General features: G+C 67.6%; 16 protein-coding genes. 12 read left to right on the forward strand and 4 right to left on the reverse strand.

Translation table 11 applies throughout. From position 1 onward, the window contains the following. Positions 1-53: 53 nt before the first annotated feature. Positions 54-356, reverse strand: coding sequence for a zeta toxin family protein (locus tag A3G1_RS34215; protein ID WP_018349465.1), 303 nt, complete (start codon positions 354-356; stop codon positions 54-56). Between the two features lie 332 nt (positions 357-688). Here A3G1_RS34215 and A3G1_RS34220 point away from each other — a divergent pair, with 332 nt between their 5' ends. The 5 genes from A3G1_RS34220 to hrpA all read left to right on the forward strand — a co-directional run bounded on the left by A3G1_RS34220 (position 689) and on the right by hrpA (position 14,164). After that, the gene (locus A3G1_RS34220; RefSeq protein WP_157641046.1) at positions 689-6,784 is read left to right on the forward strand and encodes an RHS repeat domain-containing protein; all 6,096 of its coding nucleotides are present in this window, start codon (positions 689-691) and stop codon (positions 6,782-6,784) included. 1,022 nt (positions 6,785-7,806) lie between these two features. Continuing rightward, positions 7,807-7,950 (forward strand): polymorphic toxin type 17 domain-containing protein, encoded by a 144-nt coding sequence (locus A3G1_RS42315; RefSeq protein ID WP_083936854.1) that lies wholly within the window; start codon positions 7,807-7,809, stop codon positions 7,948-7,950. A 782-nt stretch (positions 7,951-8,732) separates the two neighbouring features. Next, on the forward strand, positions 8,733-9,221 hold the full coding sequence (locus tag A3G1_RS0110680) for a SigE family RNA polymerase sigma factor (RefSeq protein ID WP_018349468.1): 489 nt from the start codon (positions 8,733-8,735) through the stop codon (positions 9,219-9,221). Beyond that, positions 9,218-10,204: a hypothetical protein gene (locus tag A3G1_RS0110685; protein WP_018349469.1), complete on the forward strand. Its 987-nt coding sequence runs from the start codon at positions 9,218-9,220 to the stop codon at positions 10,202-10,204. Before A3G1_RS0110680 ends, A3G1_RS0110685 begins: the two co-directional genes overlap by 4 nt. A 96-nt stretch (positions 10,205-10,300) precedes the next feature. After that, on the forward strand, positions 10,301-14,164 hold the full coding sequence (gene hrpA / locus A3G1_RS0110690; RefSeq protein WP_018349470.1) for an ATP-dependent RNA helicase HrpA: 3,864 nt from the start codon (positions 10,301-10,303) through the stop codon (positions 14,162-14,164). A 142-nt stretch (positions 14,165-14,306) separates the two neighbouring features. Here hrpA and A3G1_RS0110695 read toward each other — a convergent pair whose 3' ends face one another. Both A3G1_RS0110695 and A3G1_RS34225 read right to left on the reverse strand, forming a co-directional pair. Beyond that, positions 14,307-15,020, reverse strand: coding sequence for a LamG-like jellyroll fold domain-containing protein (locus tag A3G1_RS0110695; protein ID WP_018349471.1), 714 nt, complete (start codon positions 15,018-15,020; stop codon positions 14,307-14,309). Between the two features lie 293 nt (positions 15,021-15,313). Continuing rightward, a complete protein-coding gene (locus A3G1_RS34225) occupies positions 15,314-15,904 on the reverse strand; it encodes a bifunctional DNA primase/polymerase (RefSeq protein WP_157641049.1) in 591 nt (196 codons plus the stop codon). Positions 15,905-16,046: 142 nt separating this feature from the next. On the opposite strand from A3G1_RS34225, the gene A3G1_RS0110705 reads away from it, so the two are divergent. From A3G1_RS0110705 to mctP, 7 genes are all read left to right on the forward strand, one after another. Then, positions 16,047-17,273: a helix-turn-helix domain-containing protein gene (locus A3G1_RS0110705; RefSeq protein WP_026212010.1), complete on the forward strand. Its 1,227-nt coding sequence runs from the start codon at positions 16,047-16,049 to the stop codon at positions 17,271-17,273. Then, positions 17,270-17,812 (forward strand): flavoprotein, encoded by a 543-nt coding sequence (locus tag A3G1_RS34230; protein WP_018349474.1) that lies wholly within the window; start codon positions 17,270-17,272, stop codon positions 17,810-17,812. Before A3G1_RS0110705 ends, A3G1_RS34230 begins: the two co-directional genes overlap by 4 nt. A 200-nt stretch (positions 17,813-18,012) precedes the next feature. Beyond that, on the forward strand, positions 18,013-18,813 hold the full coding sequence (locus A3G1_RS34235) for a Nif3-like dinuclear metal center hexameric protein (protein WP_018349475.1): 801 nt from the start codon (positions 18,013-18,015) through the stop codon (positions 18,811-18,813). A 13-nt stretch (positions 18,814-18,826) separates the two neighbouring features. Beyond that, positions 18,827-19,567 carry a zinc ribbon domain-containing protein gene (locus A3G1_RS0110720; protein WP_018349476.1) on the forward strand — a complete coding sequence of 247 codons (741 nt, stop codon included), beginning with the start codon at positions 18,827-18,829 and terminating at the stop codon, positions 19,565-19,567. Between the two features lie 25 nt (positions 19,568-19,592). After that, positions 19,593-20,678 (forward strand): bifunctional RNase H/acid phosphatase, encoded by a 1,086-nt coding sequence (locus tag A3G1_RS0110725; RefSeq protein WP_018349477.1) that lies wholly within the window; start codon positions 19,593-19,595, stop codon positions 20,676-20,678. A 175-nt stretch (positions 20,679-20,853) separates the two neighbouring features. Further along, positions 20,854-21,087, forward strand: coding sequence for a DUF3311 domain-containing protein (locus A3G1_RS0110730; RefSeq protein WP_026212011.1), 234 nt, complete (start codon positions 20,854-20,856; stop codon positions 21,085-21,087). After that, positions 21,084-22,646: a monocarboxylate uptake permease MctP gene (gene mctP / locus A3G1_RS0110735; protein WP_018349479.1), complete on the forward strand. Its 1,563-nt coding sequence runs from the start codon at positions 21,084-21,086 to the stop codon at positions 22,644-22,646. The genes A3G1_RS0110730 and mctP overlap by 4 nt, the downstream gene beginning before the upstream one ends. Here mctP and A3G1_RS0110740 read toward each other — a convergent pair. Next, positions 22,621-23,331 (reverse strand): sulfite exporter TauE/SafE family protein, encoded by a 711-nt coding sequence (locus A3G1_RS0110740; RefSeq protein ID WP_018349480.1) that lies wholly within the window; start codon positions 23,329-23,331, stop codon positions 22,621-22,623. The genes mctP and A3G1_RS0110740 overlap by 26 nt on opposite strands. Positions 23,332-23,378 lie beyond the last annotated feature (47 nt).

The following is a 23,378-nucleotide window of genomic DNA, read 5'->3' on the forward strand; positions in this document are numbered from 1 at the left end:
GTTCGGCCACAAGACACGCCGTGTGCCGCTCCCTGTGACACATGTGACTCAGGTCACTCCAATGTCGCCTCGATGGCGGCCTCGGCCAGCCGGGCGAGGATCTCGTCCGCCGTCTGCTCCGGGGTCTGCTCGGAACTGTCGAGCCACAGGCCGATCCGGGGCGTGAGCCGGAGCTGCCGGACGGCCTCCGCCGGCATCGAGCCGGGCGTGGGCTCGGCGCGTCCGCCGATCACCATCCGGCGGAACAGGTCGCCCCGGACGTGCACGGACTTCTCCAGGCGTTCCGCGACAAGCTGTGCCACGGTGGACTTCCCGGCCGCCTGAATGCCGGTGATGAGGATGATGGATGGCCGCATGACTGCATTGTCGGTACAAGGAAAGGGTTGTCGCTCTTGGTCTTCGGAACAGTCACAAGTGGATAACAGCGCTGCGTGTGCTGCGGGGAATGGGTGTTGCCGGGCCTGGGCGCGGACCGTAGGGTCCCCGCCGCATAAGTTTCTTCAGGCCTGGGGAGGTCTTGGTGTTAGCGCGCCGTGGCTTTGCCGTGCCCGCGATCGTTGCGGGCCTTGTCGCTTCTCTCCTGTCAGGAGTACCGGCGCTCGCAGCGCCAGCCACTCCTGCTCCTACTCTGAACGAACCCGGCGCACCGGTCTCCCCGGTCGCGTCGAAGTCCGTGCCGTTCGCCCCGATGCAGCAGTGGGCGGGGCCGGAGGTTTCCTGGCCCGCCGCAGGGGCATTCGAGGCTGACGTCCCGGAGGTGACCTCCGCGATGCCGCAGGCTGGCCAGCTTTCCGCCAAGACGGCCTCTGGCTGGTCGAAGGCCGGTTCGTCGCCGTTCTCCGTGCGGTCGCCGCAGACCTCGGCGGTGAAGGCCGCCGTCGAGCCGCGGACGGCGAAGGAGGCATTGGCCGCACCGCCGTCCCGCGTGAAGATCGTCGTCGCGGACCAGGCACTGTCGAAGAAGGCGGGCATTCCCGGCGTCCTGTTCTCGGTGAAGCGCTCCGACGGGGGGACGACGCCGGGCAAGGTGGGCCTCGGCCTGGACTACGCCGGATTCGCGCAGGGGCTCGGCGGCGACTTCGGGTCGCGGCTGCGGCTGGTCGCGCTGCCCGGTTGTGTGCTGACCACGCCGGAGGTTCCGGCCTGCCGTCAGCAGTCGGCGGTCATCGACTCCAGCAACCAGCTGGGTGCCAAGCAGGTCTCCGGGTCGGTCACGGCTGCCGCCGACACGGCGTTCTCCTCTTTCGCTACCGCGCCAGCGACGGCCTACGCGGCGACAGCGGCCCCGGGTGGCTGGGCGTCGACGCCGTTGTCGCAGGCGGGCTCGTGGGCGGCCGGCGCGCAGTCCGGTGACTTCTCGTACTCGGTGCCGTTCAAGCTGCCGGCCTCCGCTGGCGGCCTGGACCCGAAGCTCTCGCTGAACTACTCCTCGCAGTCGACGGACGCGCGGACCCGCTCGCAGGCCAACCAGACGTCCTGGGCCGGTGAGGGCTGGGACCTGAACACCGGGTTCGTCGAGCGGCAGTTCCAGTCGTGCCAGGGCCTGCCGAACCCGGCGGACCTCTGCTGGGCCTCCGAGCACGTCACCATGAACCTCGGTGGCCGGTCCTCCCAGATCATCATCGACAAGAACACCGGCCAGTGGAAGCTGACCAACGACGACGGCTCGAAGGCCGAGCGGTTCTACGGCGCGGCCAACTCCGACGGCGGCAACGGCGAGCACTGGCGGATCACGACCCCGGACGGCACGCAGTACTGGTTCGGCCTCGGCGGCCGGTGGGGTGTCGACTCCGGCGACGTCACCCAGTCGACCTGGCTGGTGCCGGTGTGGTCCCCGACCGCCGGCCAGCCCTGCTACAAGCCGGTGTACCGCGACTCGCACTGCCGCCGCGCCTGGCGCTGGAACCTGGACTACGTCGTCGACCCCAAGGGCAACTCGATGACGATGTACTACCAGCGCGAGAACGCCTGGTACGGCTCGTTCAACAACACCGCGAACTACATGTACAACAAGAACGGCGTCCTGTCCCGGATCGACTACGGGACGCGGGCCGGACAGGAACTGAGCGGGACCCAGTACCGGGTGCTGTTCGGGACCGACGCGCGCTGCGTCGCCGGAGCCTCCTGCCAGGGCGACACGTCCCTGTGGCCGGACACGCCGTGGGACCAGTACTGCGACTCGGACTGCTCGGCCATCCAGTCGCCGGTCTTCTGGTCCGGGTACCGGCTGGCCTCGATCACCACCCAGTTCTGGGACACCACGATCAGCGGCTTCCGGTCGGTGGACCAGTGGCGTCTCGTGCACACGTTCCCGGCGACCGGAGACGGCACCTCGCCGTCGCTGTGGCTGGCCTCGCTGGAACACACCGGCTACCTGGGCGGCGCGAGCGAGGGCTCACCGCCGCTGTACTTCGACGGCTCGAAGTACGCGAACCGGATGGACTTCGACGTGGCGCAGGGCGTGCCGCCGATGTACAAGTACCGGATCACGCGGATCACGCCGTCGACCGGCTCGCAGACCCTCGTGAACTACCTGCCGAACACCCCGGAACTGGGCGGTTGCAGCCCGGCGGTGAAGCCGGCCTCCGCCGACAACAACGACCGGCGGTGCTTCCCGCAGTACTTCACCCTCGACCCGAAGAACCCCTACGACGGCAGCGGGTGGGGCTGGTTCCACAAGTACGTCGTCGCGTCCATCTGGGAATCGGACATCTCCGGCGGCGGGGTCGACGAGACGTGGCAGTACTCGTACACCAACGACGGCTCGTCCACCGGTGTGCTGTGGCGGCACGACGAGAACAACATCCAGAACGACTACCGGATGCGCTCCTGGTCCCGCTGGCAGGGCTACGGGCAGGTACACACCTGGCACGGCCAGAACGGCGCCGTCGGCTACTCCACCAAGCGGTACTTCCGTGGCCTCGACGGCGACCGGGTCGGCACGACGGACAACGCCCGCCGGGTGACGCTGACCGACTCGTGGGGCTACACGCACACCGACAGCGAGGAGAAGGCCGGCCTCGTCCGCGAGGAGTACGTCTACGACAACAACGGCTCGGGCACCCCGCAGCCCCGCGTCCACACGGTCCACGACCCGAACATCGTGAACACCGGCTGGCAGGAGACCTGGGGCGGCTACTCGGCCTACCAGATCAACGAGGGCGCGACGTACGTCAGCACGTACGGCGTCTCCGCCGGGTGGCGGAAAACCAAGATCGAGTACACGTACGACTCGTACGGCCAGCCGGTCACGGTCAAGGACCTGGGCAACGTCGTCGGTGACACCGACGACGTCTGCACCAAGACCTACTACGCCCGCAACACCACCAAGCACCTGATCAGCTACCCGTCGCTGGTGCGCACCACGAACTGCGTCAGCGAGGCGAACGCCAACACGATCAGCGACGCCTACACGTTCTACGACGGTTCGCTGACCCTCGGCGCGGCTCCCACCGTCGGTGTACCGACAGAGACGCAGTTCAAGGGCTACACGCCCGGCTTCCCGGAAACCGAGGTCACCTCCCGCGTCTCCCGGACCACCTACGACGCCTACGGCCGGCCGCTGTCGACCGAGGACGCCCTCGGCCGCAAGACGGAGACCGACTACGGCACCTCCGGGCAGCCGACGCGCTGGACAAAGGTCACCAACCCGGCCGGGCACGCTGCCACCACGACCATCGAACCCGGCCGGGGCCTGCCCGTCACCGTGACCGATGCGAACGGCAAGGTCACCAACGCGGAGTACGACCCGCTGGGCCGCCTGACGAAGATGTGGGCCGCGAACCGCCCGACCAGCGGCACGCCCGACGTCAGGTACACCTACAGCTACCCGGCATGCACGCGCAACGCCGACCAGTCCTACTCGTGCAACGGCACCCCGTGGGTCAAGACCACGAAGCTCGGCCCCAACGGCAACAGCAACACCATTGACTCGTACCAGATCTTCGACGGCCGGCTCCGGCCCCGCCAGACCCAGACGCTCACGCAGACGGGCGTCGCCTCGATCAGCGACCAGCACTACGACTCGGCCGGCCGCGTCTGGCTGACCAACTCGTACAAGGCGGACTCGGCGCCGTCCAGCGTCCTCAAGTTCACGCTCGACGCGAACGTGCCGGTACAGCACCTGATCACGTTCGACAGCCTCAGCCGCCCGACCAGCGACACCCTCAGCACTCGCGGCACCGCTGTCTCGACCGCGAAGACCTCCTACGACGGCCACTTCACGACTGTCGAGCCGCCCGCCGGTGGCACGGCGACGAGGGCCTTCACCGACGCGCGAGGACGGACCACGACCCTGCGCCAGTACCTCGGCTCCCAGGTGTCGGGCTCCTACCAGGACTCGACGTTCGGCTTCGACCGCCTCGGCCGCCAGACGTCCATCAAGGACACCGAGGGCAACACGTGGACGACGACCTACAACGACCGGGGCCTGCCCACCGTCAAGACCGACCCCGACACCGGCACGACCAGGACCGACTACGACCTGGCCGGCCAGATCACCGCGACGACGGACGCGCGCGGCGTGAAACTGGTCTACAAGTACGACGTGCTGGGCCGGAAGACGCACCTGGGAGAGCAGACTCAGAGCGGCGCGGAGCGGATGGTCTCGTCGTGGAAGTACGACACCCTGGCAAAGGGCCAGCTGACGTCGTCCACCAAGTACGACGCCGCTGGAAGCTGGATCACGGCCGCCACGGGCTACGACGACGCGTACCGCCCGCTCGGCTCGTCCATCACCGTCCCGGCCTCGCTGGGGACTCTCGCTGGTACATACACCACGTCGGCGACATACAAGGGGGACGGCTCTCCGGCGACGGTGACGCTACCGGCAGCGGGTGGCCTGCCTGCTGAGACCATCACCTACGGGTACGCCGACACCGGCCACAACATCACGATGCTGGGCCTCGACCCGTACGTGTCGCTGATCTCGTACTACCACGACGGCGGCGTGTACCAGCGCACTCTCGGCCCCGGGTTCCTGATCAAGCTGACGACCGAGCGCAACGAGGCGACCCTGCGCCCCGAGCGCATGATCCTGTCGGTGCCACGTGACGGCGCCAGTATTCCGGAGGACGACTACACCGAGGCGTACAACCAGAAGTACACCCACGACCCGGCGGGCAACGTCACCGGCATCGCGGAAACCAAGAACGGCGCGGTTGTCAGCACGGAGTGCTACAAGTACGACGGCCTGCGCCGGATGACGGAAGCGTGGTCCACGGGTGCCGCCGCCTGCCAGGCGACTCCGTCCCAGGGGGTCGTCGGTGGTGTGGAGCCGTACTGGACGTCGTACACGTTCGACAAGGCTGGCAGCCGCAAGACCGAGACGAAGCACAGCGGCACCGGTGACACGGTCCGGACGTACACCACTCCGGCTGCGTTGTCGGCGCGTCCGCACTCGCTGACGAAGATCGACACGAAGATCGGCGCTGGGGCTTCGTCAACGACGGATCAGTTCACGTATGACGCGGCTGGCAACACCAAAACCCACAACGACAAGACCTTCACCTGGAACGAGTCAGGGAAGGTCGCGGCAATCTCAGTGGCGGGCGGCTCGACGTCGGCGTTCACGTACGACGCAGACGGCAACCGCATCATGCGCACTGACTCCACTGGCCGCACCGTCTACCTCGGTGCGACTGAGCTGCACGCTGACACGCTCACCACGAGCGCGACGGCAACGCGGTCCTACAGCTCCGGCGGAACGGTCGCCGTTCGCACGACGACCGGCGGGCTGACCTGGATGGCCGCCGACCATCACGGCACCGGCCAGGCAACGATCAACGCGGCAACCATGGCCGTCACCCGCAAGCGGACTGACCCCTACGGCGCGGTACGCGGCACGATCCCGTCTTGGCCGACGCAGCGCGGTTTCGTCGACGGTGTGAACGACCCCGACACTGGGCTGGTCCACATCGGAGCCCGGCAGTACAACCCCGCAACCGGCCGCTTCACTTCTGTTGACCCACTATTTGATGGCCTAGATCCGCAAAGCTGGCACGGTTACGCCTACGCTAACAACGCTCCAATCACCGTCAGCGACCCTACTGGTCTCCGCAATTGCTACGAAGGTGAGAATTGCTCTAGGTCCGGTGGTTCGGCGCCAACCCAGCCTTCCGCATGGCAGCCGCCGAATCCGTCCCCCGTTCCAAGCACTCCAGCACCCGCCGTCTGTTCTGGCAAGAATAAGGTGGAATGCCCGCTCACTCCCCAGGAGGAGAGTGAGAAGAAAGATGCAGACAAAGTCCTGAAGAGGTGGGGAGGCCGACTGCATTTTTGTCTCCCTAATACATATTGCGCGGATTACCGTCCGGCCGGGGTGTCGGGTCATGAGTTCGCCATGTGTATTGACATTGGCCTTTTGGACTGCGACATCATGAAGCGGGCCAGAGAAATAGCGGAGGGGGAGTTTGGTAATCAGCCTCCCCGTGAACGCGACTGGTCGAACGCTGAATGGAATGCTCTCCATCACGCGGCGTGGATGGCAATTGCCGTTGGCCTGGGTGTGCCAGCGGAAGACGCGTACCGCATGGGCATTGCGCACGAGGTTGGGGCTTTCATTGATGGCACCGGGTCTGCGTTTGGAAGTCAGGACTCCCGCATCGACGTGCGAAATAATGCGATCGGTATCGAGATTGGCAAAAGAATCTTGAAGGAGGGGCCGCGAAATCCGAACGTCGAGTATGTGAAAAGGCAAGTTGTCAAGTACCTTAGGGGTGCCACGGGTGCGCCGGAAGGCAAGCCTGGATTCAGTCTGGACCTCACGGAACGGATGCATAAATGATGTCGGCAAGATCGGGGCGATGGGCACGAATTGGAGTGATTTGTGCTTTTCTGGCCCCAGTTGCAGCTTGTGGGCAAGCTCCTACTCCGGTAGATGGGGTCAATCTCGTCCCTCATGTGTCAGAGAACAGCATTGGTTCATCGGCATGGATGTCAGACGGCACCCTGTACTACCTCGACTGGGATAAAGAAGACGCCCCAGCCCAACTGTTTGCTGTCCGGCCCGGCCAGCGGCCCACCAAAGTCCAGCTTTCTATCTATAGCGGATGTAAAGGTGCACCATCGCTGGCCAATCTTCAACGTGTTCCTGACGGCAGGCTCGGGGCTGTGGACCGCTGCGGGGCGGGACCTGCAAAGGTTGTAGTCGTTGATTCCGGTGGCGGCTTATCGATATTGACAGATCGCCTGCCTGGCGATGATGTCGTATGGGGCGGCTCTCCAGAGTCAAGCTGGGTTCCGCTGATTGGTGGGCATGGGTGCATGTCACTTGTCAGAGCTGATGGGCGGAAGTTGCCTTTCGGCCCGGGCCACGTGATCACTTGGGCGGCCAGCGATCTCCATGCTGGGACCTCTTATGCCGAATGTGCATCCTTTGGCAGAGCAAGCTTCCCTGTCGTTGGACGAGATGGGACAGGTTACTTCCTGGCTTCGCCGCCTGGGCCGCTGAGTAGTCCTTGGGCGGTCTTCAAGGTTGGTAGGGACGGTTCCGTTTCCACTGTGGGTGGGCAGTTTACTGATGTTCGCGGAGCAGCCCTAAGAGAGAGTCGTAGCGAGGTCATTGTTTCCGCTTCTCGCGATGGCAAAGAAGGGCTCTGGGCGCTCAACATGAGTACCGGCAGTATCGCCCTCCACAAGGAGGGTCGATACGACGCGCTCGCGCTGGACGAGAAAGAAACCACCTTAGCCGCGAACTGGTACCCGGGGCCATTTCCCGGCAACGCGGGTATCCGTAGGCTTGTAACCATCAGTTTGCGTTAGGCGGACACTGTTTACGCTGCCAGCTCGTTTGCTTAGTTAGTTTGGATAGGGAGTGCGGCGGGCACTAGAAAACTTGAGGCGTTCGAGTGGGGCGTGCAGCTAAGTCGGCGTGGTGCTGCCCAGCTGGGCAAGTGGAGTCCGGACGGGAAGCATCTCAATGTCTCTCTTAAGGGTAGAGTTACTCACTGACGATCCCATGGAGGTTTTGGTGGACGAGGAAGTTCTTCCATTCTTTTCGGAGGTTGAGGTGCTGGCAGCCCCGGGGCGGAATGATCTTGTGGGCAGGGTGGGGGCTGTGCTTGGAGTGTCTGATGACGTAGATGAAGGTCAACGGCATTACGCTATTCAGCTCGATGGTCATGAAAGTGTGATCAGCTTTTCCCGGGCACAACTGCGTCCCACTGGAGGCCTAAGGCGGCGTGAGGATTACTATTGATTCATTCTCTGCCGATCTGGGTAGCAACTCGACCACCTACGAGCGTGAGACTTTAGGGCACTGAATGTTATGAGCGCCGCGCCCCTAGGGGCGCGGCGCTTCTTTTCGGGTGAGGGAGGGTGATGGCATATGCGCAGGGCTCACGCTCCGTATCGGCACCACTCCCCAGATTCATTCGGAAGTGAGAGATGACTCGCCACGCTCATACAATTGACGACGCCTCGGGCGAGCGCAGGGGCAAACCTGGATTCAGCCTGGACCTCACGACACGGATGTATCAGTGGTGATTTCACCAATATGGCGTTGGATGCGCATCGGAGTAGTTTGTGCTGTTGGCCTCGGATAGGCAGTGCGGCGGGCACCAGAAAGTTTCTGGTGCCCGCCGTCTTCTGGCTCAACCCGCGCCTGGCGCGGACAGCGAGTACCGGCCCACCCTCCTGCGAGGCGGCACCCGCCAGTGGCCCCGCAGCATGCAACCATCCTCAACCCCCAGCCAGTACTCCACAGCGAACACCACTGAGAGGAGGGCGGCACGGTGCACACACCCGACGGGTTCGACGAGTTCGTCAGGACCCGTTCGCCGCGGTTGCTGAGGACCGCGTATCTGCTGACGCGGGACTGGGCGCTCGCGGAGGACCTGTTGCAGACGGCGCTGGCCCGGGCCTGGTCGGCCTGGCGGAGAGTTTCCGGTGATCCGGAGCCGTACGTGCGGCGGATCCTCGTCAACACCTACTCGTCCTGGTGGCGGCGACGGTGGAACTCGGAGCAGCCGACCGCGGACCTGCCGGACACCCCGGCGGCCGAGGCGGATCTGGCTGAGCGGGAGCGGGTCTGGCGGGCGCTCGGCCAGCTTCCCCGCAAGCAGCGCACGGTTCTGGTGCTGCGCTATTTCGAGGACCTCACCGAGGCGGAAACCGCTGATGTCCTCGGCTGTTCCGTCGGCAACGTGAAGAGCCAGGCGTCCCGTGCGCTGGCCAAGCTCCGGCTCGACCCGAATCTGCGTGCTGAGGGGGTACTGGCGTGAACACCACAGACCTGCGTGACCTGTTGAACGACCGTTCCGCTGGCCCGGAGGACACGGAGCAGAGCACACGCCTCGCTGGTATCCGGTCCAAAGTGGCCGCCCGCCGGCGGCGGATCTCGGCCGCACTGGCCGGGGTCGTGATAGCCGGGCTCGGGGCCGGCTATCTCGTCCTTCGCCCGCACGGCACCGAAGCGCTGCCGCCGGCGGTCCCCACCTATGGCCCGAAGGTGGTCGACGGCTTCAGGAACTACGTCGACGGCATGAGAATCGTGGCGACGACCAAGGGCCTGTTCCCTGAGCGGTCCGTCTCGATCACGTTCACGCCGTCAAGCTCCAAGGTGTGGTACTCCACACGGTGCTCCGCGATGGTGGACCACGGCATCTTCGTCGACGGGAAGCCGGCGGCAAGTGGCGGCAGTTGCCATCCGGATATCGAGAAAAGCGGAGCCCTCCACATTGCGCGACCGGGCCAGCCGATCACCGTCACCTTGACGGTCACCGACGGGATTCCGCATCCCGGGGCTCCGCACCGCCCGTTGGTGCTTGTGCCGGACGAGGGCGAGTTCTGGCTGGCCATCAGGGAACAGACTCCGTTGTCGGAGTATCCGGTGTCGCCACGGCCGGCCAAGCTTGCGCCTCTCCGGGTCGAGGATGTGACTTCGTGCGGGGTCAAGGTCAGGTCGGTACCCGGTAAGCACAACGCGCCACAGCAGGTGGCGCTGACTGTTCCGGAGCGCACGGCCACCACAGGCGCGATCCTTGGCGTCACCCAGACACCCGGCCATCTTCGGATCATGGTGGGGGACCAGGAGATCTCGCAGCTTTCCTCGTACAGCTACGCGACCGGCTCAAAATATCCTGAATCGGGCCTCTCTGAGGCGTTCCCCTGGATGAAGGCGAGAATCGCGGCCGGCACCGCGGTCACAGTTCGGATCGTGCCGAGTGAGATGACCGGGGAGTGGGCGGTCGGGCTGAACTGCTAGCTGAGGCTGGTCGCAGTGCTGCCGGGGGCAGCACTGCGACCAGCCAGCTAAACCGGGTGTGGGGCCGCGCGGCCGGGGCCTATTCTTGATCCCGTTATGGAGACGCCCCAGCCTGAGAAGGCCACCCTCGCTGACCTGCGTAAACGCCTTCCCAAGCTGATGCTGCGCGACGAGTGGCGGCTGGGCAGGCGGCTGGAGGGCGCCCGCCGTGACCAGCGCAAAGTCCCCCAGATCGCCGCTGACTTCGCCAAGGCCGAGGCCCGGGTGGCCGCCAGGCGCGGGGCGGTGCCGGAGATCACGTATCCGGAGCAGCTGCCGGTCAGCCAGAAGCGGGACGAGATCCTCGCCGCGATCCGCGACAACCAGGTCGTGATCATCGCGGGGGAGACCGGCTCCGGCAAGACCACCCAGATCCCGAAGATGTGCCTGGAGCTGGGCCGGGGGATCAAGGGCCTGATCGGGCACACGCAGCCCCGCCGGCTCGCGGCCCGTACGGTCGCCGACCGGGTGGCCGAGGAGCTCGGTACGACGCTGGGCGAGGCGGTCGGTTACAAGGTCCGGTTCACGGACTCGGTACGGGACACGACGCTCGTCAAGCTCATGACGGACGGCATCCTGCTCGCCGAGCTGCAGAACGACCGGATGCTCAGCCAGTACGACACGCTGATCATCGACGAGGCGCACGAGCGCAGCCTGAACATCGACTTCATTCTCGGGTACCTCAGGCAGCTGCTGCCCTCCCGCCCCGACCTCAAGCTGATCATCACCTCGGCGACGATCGACCCGGAGCGGTTCGCCGCCCACTTCGGCGGGGCGCCGATCGTGGAGGTGTCGGGCCGGACGTTCCCGGTCGAGGTCCGGTACCGGCCGTCGGAGGACGAGGAAGCCGACCAGGTCAGCCAGATCTGTGACGCGGTGGAGGAACTCCAGGCCGAGGGGCCGGGCGACATCCTCGTCTTCCTCAGCGGCGAGCGGGAGATCCGGGACACCGCCGACGCGCTCGGCAAGCTCCGGTTACGTGGCACGGAGATCCTCCCGCTCTACGCGCGGCTGAGCGTCGCCGAGCAGCACCGCGTCTTCGCCCCGCACTCCGGCCGCCGGGTGGTGCTCGCGACGAACGTCGCCGAGACCTCGCTGACGGTGCCGGGCATCAAGTACGTGGTGGATCCGGGGACGGCGCGCATTTCCCGGTACAGCCAGAGGTTGAAGGTCCAGAGGCTCCCCATCGAGCCGGTCTCGCAGGCCTCGGCCAACCAGCGCAAGGGCCGGTGCGGGCGGACCAGCGACGGTATCTGCATCCGGCTGTATTCCGAGGAGAACTTCCTCAGCAGGCCCGAGTTCACCGACCCGGAGATCCTGCGCACCAACCTGGCATCCGTCATTCTCCAGATGACGGCGATCGGGCTGGGCGACATCGCGGCTTTCCCCTTCGTCGAGCCGCCGGACAAGCGCAACGTCGCTGACGGCGTCCAGCTGCTGGAAGAGCTCGGCGCGCTGTCCGACCAGGGCCTGACACCGATCGGGCGGAAGCTCGCGCAGCTGCCCGTCGACCCGCGCCTCGCCCGTATGGTGTTCGAGGCCGAGAAACACGGCTGCGTCTCCGAGGTCATGATTATCGCCGCCGCGTTGTCCATTCAGGACCCGCGGGAACGCCCGGCAGACAATCAGCAGGCCGCGACGGAGAAGCATTCCCGCTGGGCCGACAAGGACTCCGACTTCGGCTCGTTCGTGAGCCTGTGGCGGTACCTGCTGGAGAAGCAGAAGGAACTGTCGTCCAACCAGTTCCGGAAGATGTGCCGGACCGATTTCCTGAACTATCTGCGTGTCAGGGAGTGGCAGGACATCTACAGCCAGCTCCGGCAGGTCGTGAAGGGCATGGGCGTCCCGATCAACGACGCTCCGGCCGCCGCCGAGCAGATCCACCTGTCGCTGCTGGCCGGCCTGCTCTCGCACCTGGGCATGTGGGACGAGACCAAGCGTGAGTACGTGGGAGCGCGTGGCGCGCGGTTCTCGATCTTCCCGGGTTCGGCGTTGTTCAAGGGCAGCAGGAACCCGCAGGCTCAGGAGAAGGCGGCCACCCCGGGCCGCCCGCGCTGGGTGATGTCGGCCGAACTGGTCGAGACCAGCAGGCTGTGGGCGAGGGTCAACGCGCGGATCGAGCCGGAGTGGGTCGAGCCGATCGCCCCCCACCTGGTGAAACGGACCTACTCCGAGCCGCACTGGGAGAAGAAGCAGGGCGCGGTGATGGCCTACGAGAAGGTCACGCTGTACGGGCTGCCGATCGTCGCCCAGCGCAAGATCAATTACGGCCGGATCGAGCCGGTGGTGGCCAGGGAACTGTTCATCCGGCACGCGCTGGTCGAGGGCGACTGGCAGACGCACCACAAGTTCTTCGCCGAGAACCGGGCGCTGCTCGACGAGGTCGAGGAGCTGGAGCACCGGGCGCGCCGCCGCGACATCCTGGTCGACGACGAGACGCTGTTCGCCTTCTACGACGAGCGCATCCCCGCGGACGTCGTCTCCGGCCGCCACTTCGACTCCTGGTGGAAGAAGGAACGGCACACCCACCCCGACCTGCTCAGCTACTCGAAGTCGATGCTGATCAATGAGGGCCGTGGCCAGCTGAACCCGGCCGACTACCCGGACGCGTGGGACGGGCTCAGGCTCACCTACCAGTTCGAGCCGGGCGAGGCCGCCGACGGCGTCACGGTCCACGTGCCGCTGCCGGTGCTGCCGGGGCTCGACCCGCTGCCGTTCGGCTGGCAGATCCCCGGCCTGCGCCACGAACTGGCCACCGCGCTGATCAAGTCACTGCCGAAGAGCATCCGGCGTAACTTCGTGCCGGCTCCGGACTTCGCCGCCGCCGCGCTGTCGAAGATCGGCCCGGAGAACGGGCCGCTGCCGGAGGCGTTGTCCCACGAGCTGCTGCGGCTGTCCGGGTGGGTGAAGATCGCCCCCGGCGACTGGGATCTCGCCAGGATCCCGGACCACCTGAAAATCACCTTCCGCGTACTCGACGAGAAGGGCGCGACCCTCGCCGAGGGCAAGGACCTCCCGGCACTCCAGGAGGAACTCAAGCCCAAGGTCCGCCAGCGGCTCTCCGCCGCCGGGCAGGGCATCGAGCGCTCCGGCCTGACCAGCTGGGACTTCGAGGAACTCCCGCGCTCGCTCACCCGGACCATGGGCGGCTACCCGGTGCAGGCGTACCCGGCGCTGTCCGACGAGGGCACCTCCGTGGCGATCAAGGTGTACCCGACCGAGGCCGAACAGGCGGCGGCCATGCTCGGCGGTACCCGGCGGCTGCTCCTGCTGACCATCCCGTCCCCGGTGAAGGCCGTGCTGGGCCGGCTGTCCAACCAGGCGAAACTCGCTCTGTCCCGGTACCCGGGCGGCAAGGCCACCGAGATGTACGCCGACTGCCAGAACGCCGCCGTCGACGCCCTCGTGGCCGGTTTCGGCGGTCCGGTGTGGACGAAGGAACGGTTCGAGGCGCTGCGCGACTACGTCCGTGGCGGCCTGCACGAGACGACGTTCAACGTCGTCGGCCACGTGCAGCTGGCGCTGGGCATCGCGCACGGCGTGGAGCAGCGGATGCGCGGCCCGGTCGACCCGGCGGCCCTGGCCGACCTGAGGGCACAACTGCGCGGCCTGGTCTACCCGGGCTTCGTGGCGACGATGGGTGGCAGGCAGCTGCCGCAGCTCGCCAGGTACCTGAAGGCGATGGAGGTCCGGCTCGACCGGCTGCCGTCCAACCTGTCCCGCGACCGGCAGTGGACGGACATCGTGCACCGGGTCCAGGACGAGTACCGGGAACTCTTCACGACTGTCCCGCACAGCCCCGAGCTGACCGCGATCCGGTGGATGATCGAGGAACTCCGGGTCAGCCTGTTCGCCCAGGGCATCAAGACGGCGTACCCGATCTCAGAACAACGCATCTACAAAGCCATGGATGACCTGTAGGTGGTGCCGACCCGCTGAGGACGAATCTGGACTGCGCGTCGCGGGCTTCCACGTACAACACCGGTACGAGGAAGCCCGCGACGCTTGCCAGATCCGCCCTCAGCGGGCCACCTCAGGTCAGATCAAGAGCGAAGAACTAGGACTACCAAGGCAGGTTGTACTTCACTCCGAGGTACTTGCCTGTCGTCTGGCGGTCCGTGTCGGACAGCTTCGTCGGGTAGACGATCACCTCGGCGAGGTCGCCGACCATGAAGTACGAGGAGTACCAGGCGCCGATCTGGGCCAGGGTCCAGCCGCCGCTGGTCGCGAAGGTGTGGGTGGAGGTCAGCGCGCCGTCCCGGTACACGCGAAGGGTTGAGCCGTCGTAGGTGGCCGACAGTGCGTGGTAGACCATCGTGCTGCCGACGTTGCTGGTCACGGCCGGGAAGCTGTTACCTGTGCCCACGAGCAGGGCCTGGCTGCTGTTCTCCCAGCGGAGCTGGTTGTTCGCGTAGTTGCCGCCCGGGCCGAGGATCATGCTGAACCCGCTGGTCTTGCTGTTCTTGCCCACGACGAACACCGTGAACGTGTAGGGGTTGACCGGCGAGGTGAGGCCGAGTGACTGCGCCCCGCTGAACCGGATCACCGGCAGCCCGTTGATCTGGCCCTGGACGAGCTGCGGCTGGCGCGAGGCCAGGCTCATGGTGCCGTTGCGGGCGTTGCCGCTCTGGTCGAGCCAGGCGCTGACGCTGGTGCCGTTCACCGTGACGCCGACGTCGGCGCGCAGCCACAGGTGGGCACCGCCGACCGGGTTGGCGCTGGCCGGGGCTGGGATGACGATGGCCGCGGTGACAGCGGCGACGGCCATCGCGAACATGCGGACGAATCTATGCACAGGGATCGCTCCCGTTCCGAGTGGAGTAGTGGGAGGCCCACGCTAGGTGATCCCGGGGCTGAGGGGGCTGGGGCGCGAGCCCCCATCTTTCCGGGGGCGGTACCACCATTCCCATCGTCCTCAGTGGATGACGCGAACAGGGCAGCCGCCCCGTGACGGCCGCCCTGTACTGGCGTTACGTGCTCAGATCTCCGGGTGTTCCCGGGTACGGTGAGAATCCTGGCCGGCGGCGGTACATCCCCGGTACAGTGCGGACGGTCATGCTGTGATCACGCTCAGAGGGTGGCGCCCCGGGGGGCCGCCAGCTGGAGAGCGTCCACAATGGCGTGTTGTACTGAGTACGTGCGCGGCAGAGTCCAGCCCACCGAGGCAGGCGACACCTCCCACCGCAGGCGGCCGGTGAGTGAGCGGCTGGGCGGCGCGGGTACCCAGGAGCCCAGGTTGTGGTGCACGATGTCGAGCTGCCGGGACAGCTCGGGCCGGAGCGCGTCACCCGGCGAGACGAACAGCATCCAGCGGCCGGTCGGCGACACCGAGATCGGGCACCGGCCGTGCAGCGCCCGGGCGGCGTGCTCGCCGAGGTACGCGGGGATCTCCAGCACGTCGAAGCTGACGCCGGTCGGCAGGAGCACGCTGTACGGCAACTTGTGCCACCAAGTGGAGATCTGGGTGAGATCAGAGCTGGGTACGAAGTCTGTGCCCATCTCGTCGTGCGCGGGGTGGCAGTCGCTGGTGGGACAACTCGCCGTCGCACAGTGGTACCGGCTTCCCGCCGGGTACGCGCCTGGTAGGACATTCCAGTCATGCCGGGCGAAGGTCGCCGCTGAGCGCCGCAAAACGGTACGCAGCGCGAGATTCCACGTCATGAGGCTGTCCAATCTGTCGTCACTTCTCTGCGGGGCGCTCGTTGGGCCGGATAGAACGCGGTACATGAGGAAAGTACAGCTATCCCAACGTAACGGGCCGCACACCAAGTGCGATGGCTGATCGGAGGTCCCAGAGATGGCGATGGATGAACTGCCGATCGGCCGCCGGGTCGCGTACTGGCGGCTGCGGCGCAACTTGTCCCAACAAGTTTTCGCCGACCGGCTCGGCAAGTCGAAGAGCTGGGTCGACAAGGTCGAACGCGGCGTGCGCAGGCTGGACAAGTTCTCGGTGCTGCACGACATCGCCGAGGTGCTCCAGATCGACGCCCAGATGCTCATGGGCAAGGAGCCGTCCCGGCGCCCCGACAGCGTCAACTGCGTGGACCAGGTCGAGGTCGAGGAGATCCGGTCCTCCCTGGAGTGCTACGACAGCATCAGCCCGTTCCTGAACGTGATCTCCGAGCCGCCGCTGCCCGTCGTCGAGCTGGAGAAGTCGGTCAACCACGCGTGGGCGACCTTCCAGCACGTCCGGTACGGCACCCTCGCCCGGCTGCTGCCCCGGCTGATCTCCGACGCCCAGGCCGCCGACCGCGCGTACCGGGGCAGCCAGGAGGAGCACAAGGCGGCGTCGCTGCTGGCCCAGGTGTACATGATCTCGTCCTCGGCGCTCCGCAAGCTCGGCGAGCACGAGCTGTGCTGGCTGGCAGCCGACCGGGCGATCAACGTCTCCCAGCGAGCCGGCGACCCGCTGCTCACCGGGCTGGCCTCGATGCGGGTCGCCAACGCGCTGCGCTCCCTCGGCCGCCACCAGCCGGCCCTCGAGCTGAACGTCGCCGTCGCCAACCAGCTCGCCCCGGCCGACGATCTCAACCCCGACCGGCTCAGCGTCTTCGGCATCCTGCTCCTCCAGGGCGCGATGGCCGCAGCCCACCTCGGCGACAACGCCGGCGTCAAGGAACTCCTCGACCAGGCAGAGGAGACGGCCAAGGTGCTCGGCAAGGACGACAACCGGTACTGGACCTGCTTCGGGCCGACGAACGTCCAGCTCCACCGGGCAGCCGCCGCCGTGGAGATGGGCGAGGGCAAGCTGGCCACCGAGATCCACAAGCGCATCGACATGACGAAGTTCGACGTGATGCTCACCGAGCGGCGGGCCACGCACCTGGTGGACCAGGCGCGCGGGTACACGCAGTACGGCGACATGGACGGTGCCACGACCGCCCTGCTCGAAGCGCATTCGATCGCACCGTCCGAGGTGCTGTGCCGGCCGCTCGCGCACGAGGTGGCGCAGGCGATCGTCCGGCGTAGCCGTGGCGCGGCACCCCAGCCGATCGCCGAACTCGTCGAGCAGATGGGTACGGCGGCATGAGCAGGGTCCTGTACGCGATCGCGTGCGGTTCACCCGCCGCCGCCCGGATCGGCAGGCTGGTCGGCCTGGCCCAGGCCGAGGGCTGGGAGGTGTGCGTGATCGCCACGCCGGACGGCGCGAAGTTCCTCGACCTGCCGGCCCTGACGGCGATGACAGGGCATCCGGTCCGGATCCAGTACAAGAATCCGCAGGACCCCGACGTGCTCCCGGCGCCGGACGCCATGATCGTCGCACCGGCCACAGTGAACACGATCAACAAGTGGGCCGCCGGGATCTGCGACACGCTCGCCCTCGGCCTGATCGTCGAGGGCATCGGCCTCGGCCTGCCGATCGTCGCGATGCCCTTCACGAACCGGGCGCACGCCGCCCACCCCGCCTTCGGCGAGAACCTGGCCAGGCTGTCGAGCTGGGGCGTGACCGTCCTCTGGGACACCACCGGCCACCGCCCCCACGAGCCACGGGCCGGCGAGGGTCTGATCGACACGTTCCCGTGGGAACAGGCACTGGCCGCGCTGCCGGAACTGGCAACGGTCCGCTGAACCCGAGCCGACCCCTGTCGGCTGACCGGGCTGACCGTCAACCGCCGGCAGACGTCGTCAGGGAAACGGCGCCCGGGCACGGGTTGGGTGGGATGCCCGCGGTTCGCTTCGCGCGGAGGCCCCCCGGGCCGGAGCGTGAAGGGAACCAGACGGAGCGGGCATCCCACCCAACCCCAGCCAGCTCAGTTAGCCTAAGCGGCGTGAGTGTCGCCGAGCTTGCCGCGCTGCTGGACGAGTGGTATCCGCCCGCATGGGCCGCCGACTGGGACCGGGTCGGCCTGGTCGTCGGTGAGCCCGAGCTGCCAGTGTCCCGGGTCCATTTCACTGTGGACTGCACGCCGGAGACCGTCGCCGAGGCGATCACCCACGGGGCCGGCCTGATCGTCGCCCACCACCCGCTCCTGCTGCGCGGGGTGTCGAGTGTGGCCTCGACGACGTACAAGGGCCGGATCATCCGGGACCTGATCCGGGCCGAGGTGGCGCTGTACGTGGCCCACACCAACGCCGACATCGCGAACCCCGGGGTCAACGACGCCCTCGCCGCCCGGCTGGGGCTGACGCAGCTCCGGCCGCTGGTCGCCGCGACGGGTGCCGGGGCCGGTGGCGGGCGGGGGAGCGGGCGCGTCGGGGTACCGGAAAACGGGCCCCTGACCCTCGCGGAGTTCGCCGCACATGCCAAAGCTGTGCTTCCCGCCACGTCGTGGGGAGTCAGGACCGCCGGTGACCCGGACCGGATGGTCAACCTGGTGGCGGTGTCCGGCGGAGCCGGCGACGCGTTCCTCAAGGACGCCGCGGCGTCCGGCGCTGATGTCTTTCTGACCTCTGACCTGCGCCATCACCCAGCCAGCGAGCATATGCTCGATGGCGGGCCAGCCCTGATCGACGCCGCGCACTGGGCGACGGAGCGGCCGTGGCTGGACGACGTGGCCCGGCGGATGCGGGCGGAGGCTGGAGTCGATACGGTCATCTCTGACACCGTGACCGATCCGTGGAACATATGAGAGGGCTGCCGCTGTGAAAGCCGACCCGTTTGTGCAGCTCCGCTTGCTCGACCTCCAGGCCGTAGACACCGCGCTCGGCCAGCTCGCCCACAAGCGCAGCCACCTGCCGGAGCACGCGGAGATCACCCGGCTGAGCGCCGGGCTCGACTCGATCACCGGTGAGCGGGCCAGTGCCCAGGCCGAGGTGGACGACCTCGACCGGGACATCAAGCGGTACGAGGGCGACATCGACCAGGTCCGCCAGCGGGCCGCGCGCAACCAGGCCCGGCTCGACTCCGGTCAGGGTTCGCCGAAGGAGCTGGAGGCCACCCAGCACGAGCTGACCTCGCTGGGCCGCCGCCAGGCCGAGCTGGAGGACACCGAGCTGGAGCTGATGGAGAAGCGTGAGGCCGCGCAGGTGGTGGTCGCCGAGGTCACCGCCCGCCGGGACCACATCGCCACCGAGCTCCAGGCCGCAGCGGCCCGCCGGGACGCCCTGCTCGCCGAGATCGCGGCCGAGGAGGAGAAGAAGCAGGCAGCGCGCGGCCCGATCGCGCTGAACGTGCCTGCCGATCTGCTCGCGCTGTACGAGAAGATCCGTAAGTCCAGCGGTGGCATCGGCGCCGCGATGCTCCGGGCCCGGCGCTGCGAGGGCTGCCGGCTCGAACTGTCGGGCGGGGACCTGGCCCGGGTGCGCACCGCAGCTCCCGACGAGGTGGTCCGGTGTGAGGAGTGCCGCCGGATCCTGATCCGCACCGGCGAGTCGGGGCTGTAGCCGTGCGCGTGACCGTGGAGGAACCATGCGCGTGATCGTGGAGGCGGACGGCGGCTCGCGGGGCAATCCGGGGATCGCCGGGTTCGGGGCTGTCGTCCTCGGTGCCGACGGTTCGACGGTGCTCGCCGAGCGGGCCGAGCCGATCGGGATCGCCACGAACAACGTCGCCGAGTACTCGGGGCTGGTCGCCGGGCTGGCCGCGGCTCTGGAGCTGGGCGCGGCCGACGTGCTGGTCCGGATGGACTCGAAGCTGGTCGTCGAGCAGATGTCCGGCCGGTGGCAGATCAAGAACGACGCCCTGCGCGTACTGGCGGCCGAGGCTGCCCAGCTGGCCAGCCAGTTCGGCTCCGTCAGGTACCAGTGGATCCCGCGGGCGCAGAACTCGCGGGCCGACGCTCTGGCCAACAAGGCGATGGACGGCGTGGTCGTGGCGAGCGCCCCGGTCGGGGACCTCAGCCCGGCCCCGGCCGTGCGCTCGTGGACGGGGAGGATGGAGGAGCCGACCCGGCTGATCCTGGTCCGGCACGGCGAGACGGCGTTCACGGCCCAAGGGAGGTACTCGGGGCGGGGCGACATCCCGCTGTCCGAGCGCGGCGAGGCCCAGGCCAGGGCTGCGGCCGAGCGGGTGGCCCGGCTCGTGCCGGACGTCGCCGCGATCGTGTCCTCCCCGCTGACCAGGACCCGGCAGACGGCGGCGGCGATCGCCGAGCGGTTCGGTGGCAAGGTGGCGGTCGAGCCGGACCTGATCGAGGTGGACTTCGGCGACTGGGAGGGGCGGACCTTCCAGGAGGTCTCCGAGGGCTGGCCGTCGGAGCTGGAGTCGTGGCTGGGCTCGACGGCACTGCCGCCGCCGGGCGGCGAGTCCTTCGACGCCGTGGCGGAGCGGGTGTCGGGGGTGGTTTCCCGGCTGCGCGCGGAGTATCCAGGGCAGACGGTCGTTCTGGTCAGCCACGTGAGCCCGATCAAGGTCACGCTGCGCGACGCGCTGGAGGGCGGCCCCGGCTTCCTGTACCGGATGCACCTTGACCCGGCGGGCGTGTCCCTGATCGACACGTGGCCGGACGGCGGCGTCGCCGTCCGCCTGGTCAACGACACGTCGCACCTGGCGTAGGGACCGTGATGGTGGGACCCCTCATGCTGCTATAGCAGCATGAGGGGTCCCACACCGTTCGGCCACGCTGGCAGGCCTTTCGGCGCGCCCGGGATACCGTTCGGCGCGCCGAGGGCTCCGCCGAGCGGGGTATGGGCGGTACGGTGCCCGGACTTACCGAGTTTACGGAGTCCGGATGCCTGAGCCACATTCAACCGAAGAGCCCGGAACGCCCGGAAGGTCCCCAGGAATCCGGAGCCAGTGGGGGTGGCTGCTCGCCGTACCGGTGATCATTCCGCTGCTGACGTTCCTCTACAACGGCGACGGGCCCCGGCTGCTCGGCTTTCCCCGGTTCTACTGGCTCCAGCTGGCGTTCATCGCCATCGGCGTGACCACGACGACCATCGTGTACCGCAGGGGCCGGGCATGACCCTAGCGATCTTCATCGGCCTGTTCGCGCTGGTCAGCGGGCTCGGGTTCGTGGCGTCCCGGTGGCGCAGGCCGGACACCATGGCGCACCTGGACGAGTGGGGGCTGGGGGGCCGCAACTTCGGTACCTGGATCAGCTGGTTCCTGATCGGCGGCGACCTGTACACCGCGTACACCTTCGTCGCCGTGCCCGCCCTGGTCTTCGGGGCCGGGGCGATGGGCTTCTTCGCCGTCCCGTACACAGTGGTGGTCTATCCCCTGGTTTTCCTGGTCCTGATCCGGCTCTGGTCGGTCTCCCGGGAACACGGTTACGTCACGCCGGCCGACTTCGTGCGCGGCCGGTTCGGCTCGCCGGGCCTCGCCCTCGCGGTCGCCGTCACCGGCATCGTCGCCACGATGCCCTACATCGCGTTGCAGCTCGTCGGCATCGAAGCGGTACTCAAGTCGATGGGCATCACCGGCCACTGGCCGATCATCGTGGCGTTCGGGATCCTCGCCGCGTACACCTATCAGTCAGGGCTGCGGGCCCCGGCGCTGATCGCCTTCGTCAAGGACATCCTGATCTACGTCGTCATCCTCGTCGCGGTCATCTACATCCCGTCGCAGCTCGGCGGCTGGGGTTCGATCTTCGACGCTGCTGACGCCAAGTTCGCCAAGTCGCCGAACCCGAACGACGGCATCCTGCTCAACGCCAGCAACCAGCTCCAGTACGTCACGCTGGCCTTCGGCTCTGCCCTCGCGCTGTTCCTCTACCCGCACTCGGTGACCGGTGTCCTCGCGGCCCGCGACCGCAACGTCATCAAGCGCAACATGTCGGCGCTGCCCGCCTACAGCCTGCTGCTCGGCCTGATCGCCCTGCTCGGCTACATGGCGATCGCCGCGGACGTCGGGCCGGTCGGCAAGGACAGCAACACGATCGTGCCCCAGCTCTTCGACAAGATGTTCCCGGACTGGTTCACCGGCGTCGCGTTCGCCGCGATCGGCATCGGCGCGCTGGTCCCGGCCGCGATCATGTCGATCGCCGCCGCGAACCTCTTCACCCGCAACATCTACAAGGAGTACCTGAACCGCGCCGCCACCCCAGCCCAGGAGGCCTCGGTCAGCAAGGTGACGTCCCTGGTGGTCAAGGTCGGCGCCGTCCTGTGCATCCTCCTCCTCGAACCGCAGTTCTCGATCGACCTCCAGCTCATCGGCGGCGTGATCATCCTGCAGACGCTCCCGGCCGTCGGGCTGGGCCTGTTCACCCGCTGGTTCCACCGGGCCGGGCTGATCGCGGGGTGGGCGGCGGGCCTGGCTGCCGGGCTGTGGATGCTCTACCAGATCCCCGGCGCGAACGGCCGCCTCCACTTCGGAGGATCGGCGTTCCCGCTGTCCCAACTGGGCCTCGACACGAAGGTGACCATCTACGCTGGCCTGCTCGCCGTCACGGTCAACCTGCTCGTCGCCGCGATCGCCACCCTCCTCCTGCGTGGCCGCGTGCCGGACGGGGCCGACGCCACCGAACCAGCACACTACGAGGAAGCTGCTGCCACGGTCAGCGCAGGAAGAGCCAGCCGCTGACCAGCACGCCGAATCCCACAATCGCGGCGCGGAGGATCCGGGCGGGTATCCTCCGCGCCGCCTTCGCCCCTGCGAACCCGCCGACGATCGCCGCCGGAGCCACAACCGCCACCGCCAGCCAGTCCACCGGCGCGAACAACCCGAACACGACCGCCGTCGTCAGCCCGCTCACCAGCGAGGTCACGTTCTTCAGCGCGCTGATCCGCCGCAACGGCTCCGCCAGCGCGAACGACAGACCGGCGATCATCATCACGCCCAGCGCCGCCCCGAAATAACCCCCGTAGACCGAGATCCCCGCGACGAGTGCGTGCGTCACGGCGGGATGCGCGGTCCGTGACTCCTTCTTCGGTACCAGCAGCGCGAGGCTCGCCCCGAGCACGAGAAAGGGCACCACGCCCTCGAACGTGCTCTCCGGCCCCAGCAGCAACAAGGCACACCCGGCAGCGGTACCGGCCAGCGCGGCGGGCACCAGCCCCCAGGCCACCCGCCCGGGCAGATCCCGCCAGCTCCCCGCCACGCTCGCCAGGTACCCGGGGCACACGGCGATCGAGTTCGTCACGTTCGCGGCGACCGGCGGCAACCCGGCCGCGAGCAGCGCCGGGAACGTGATCAGCGAACCACCCCCGGCGATCGCGTTCACCACCCCGGCAGCCAGCCCGGCCCCGAGCAGCAGCGGCACGTTCACCGCGGGCCCCCGGTGGCGGTTGGCACCGTGATCGTCATGCCAACTAA

The sequence above is a fragment of the Longispora albida DSM 44784 genome, from assembly GCF_000379825.1.
Lineage (GTDB): Bacteria > Actinomycetota > Actinomycetes > Mycobacteriales > Micromonosporaceae > Longispora > Longispora albida.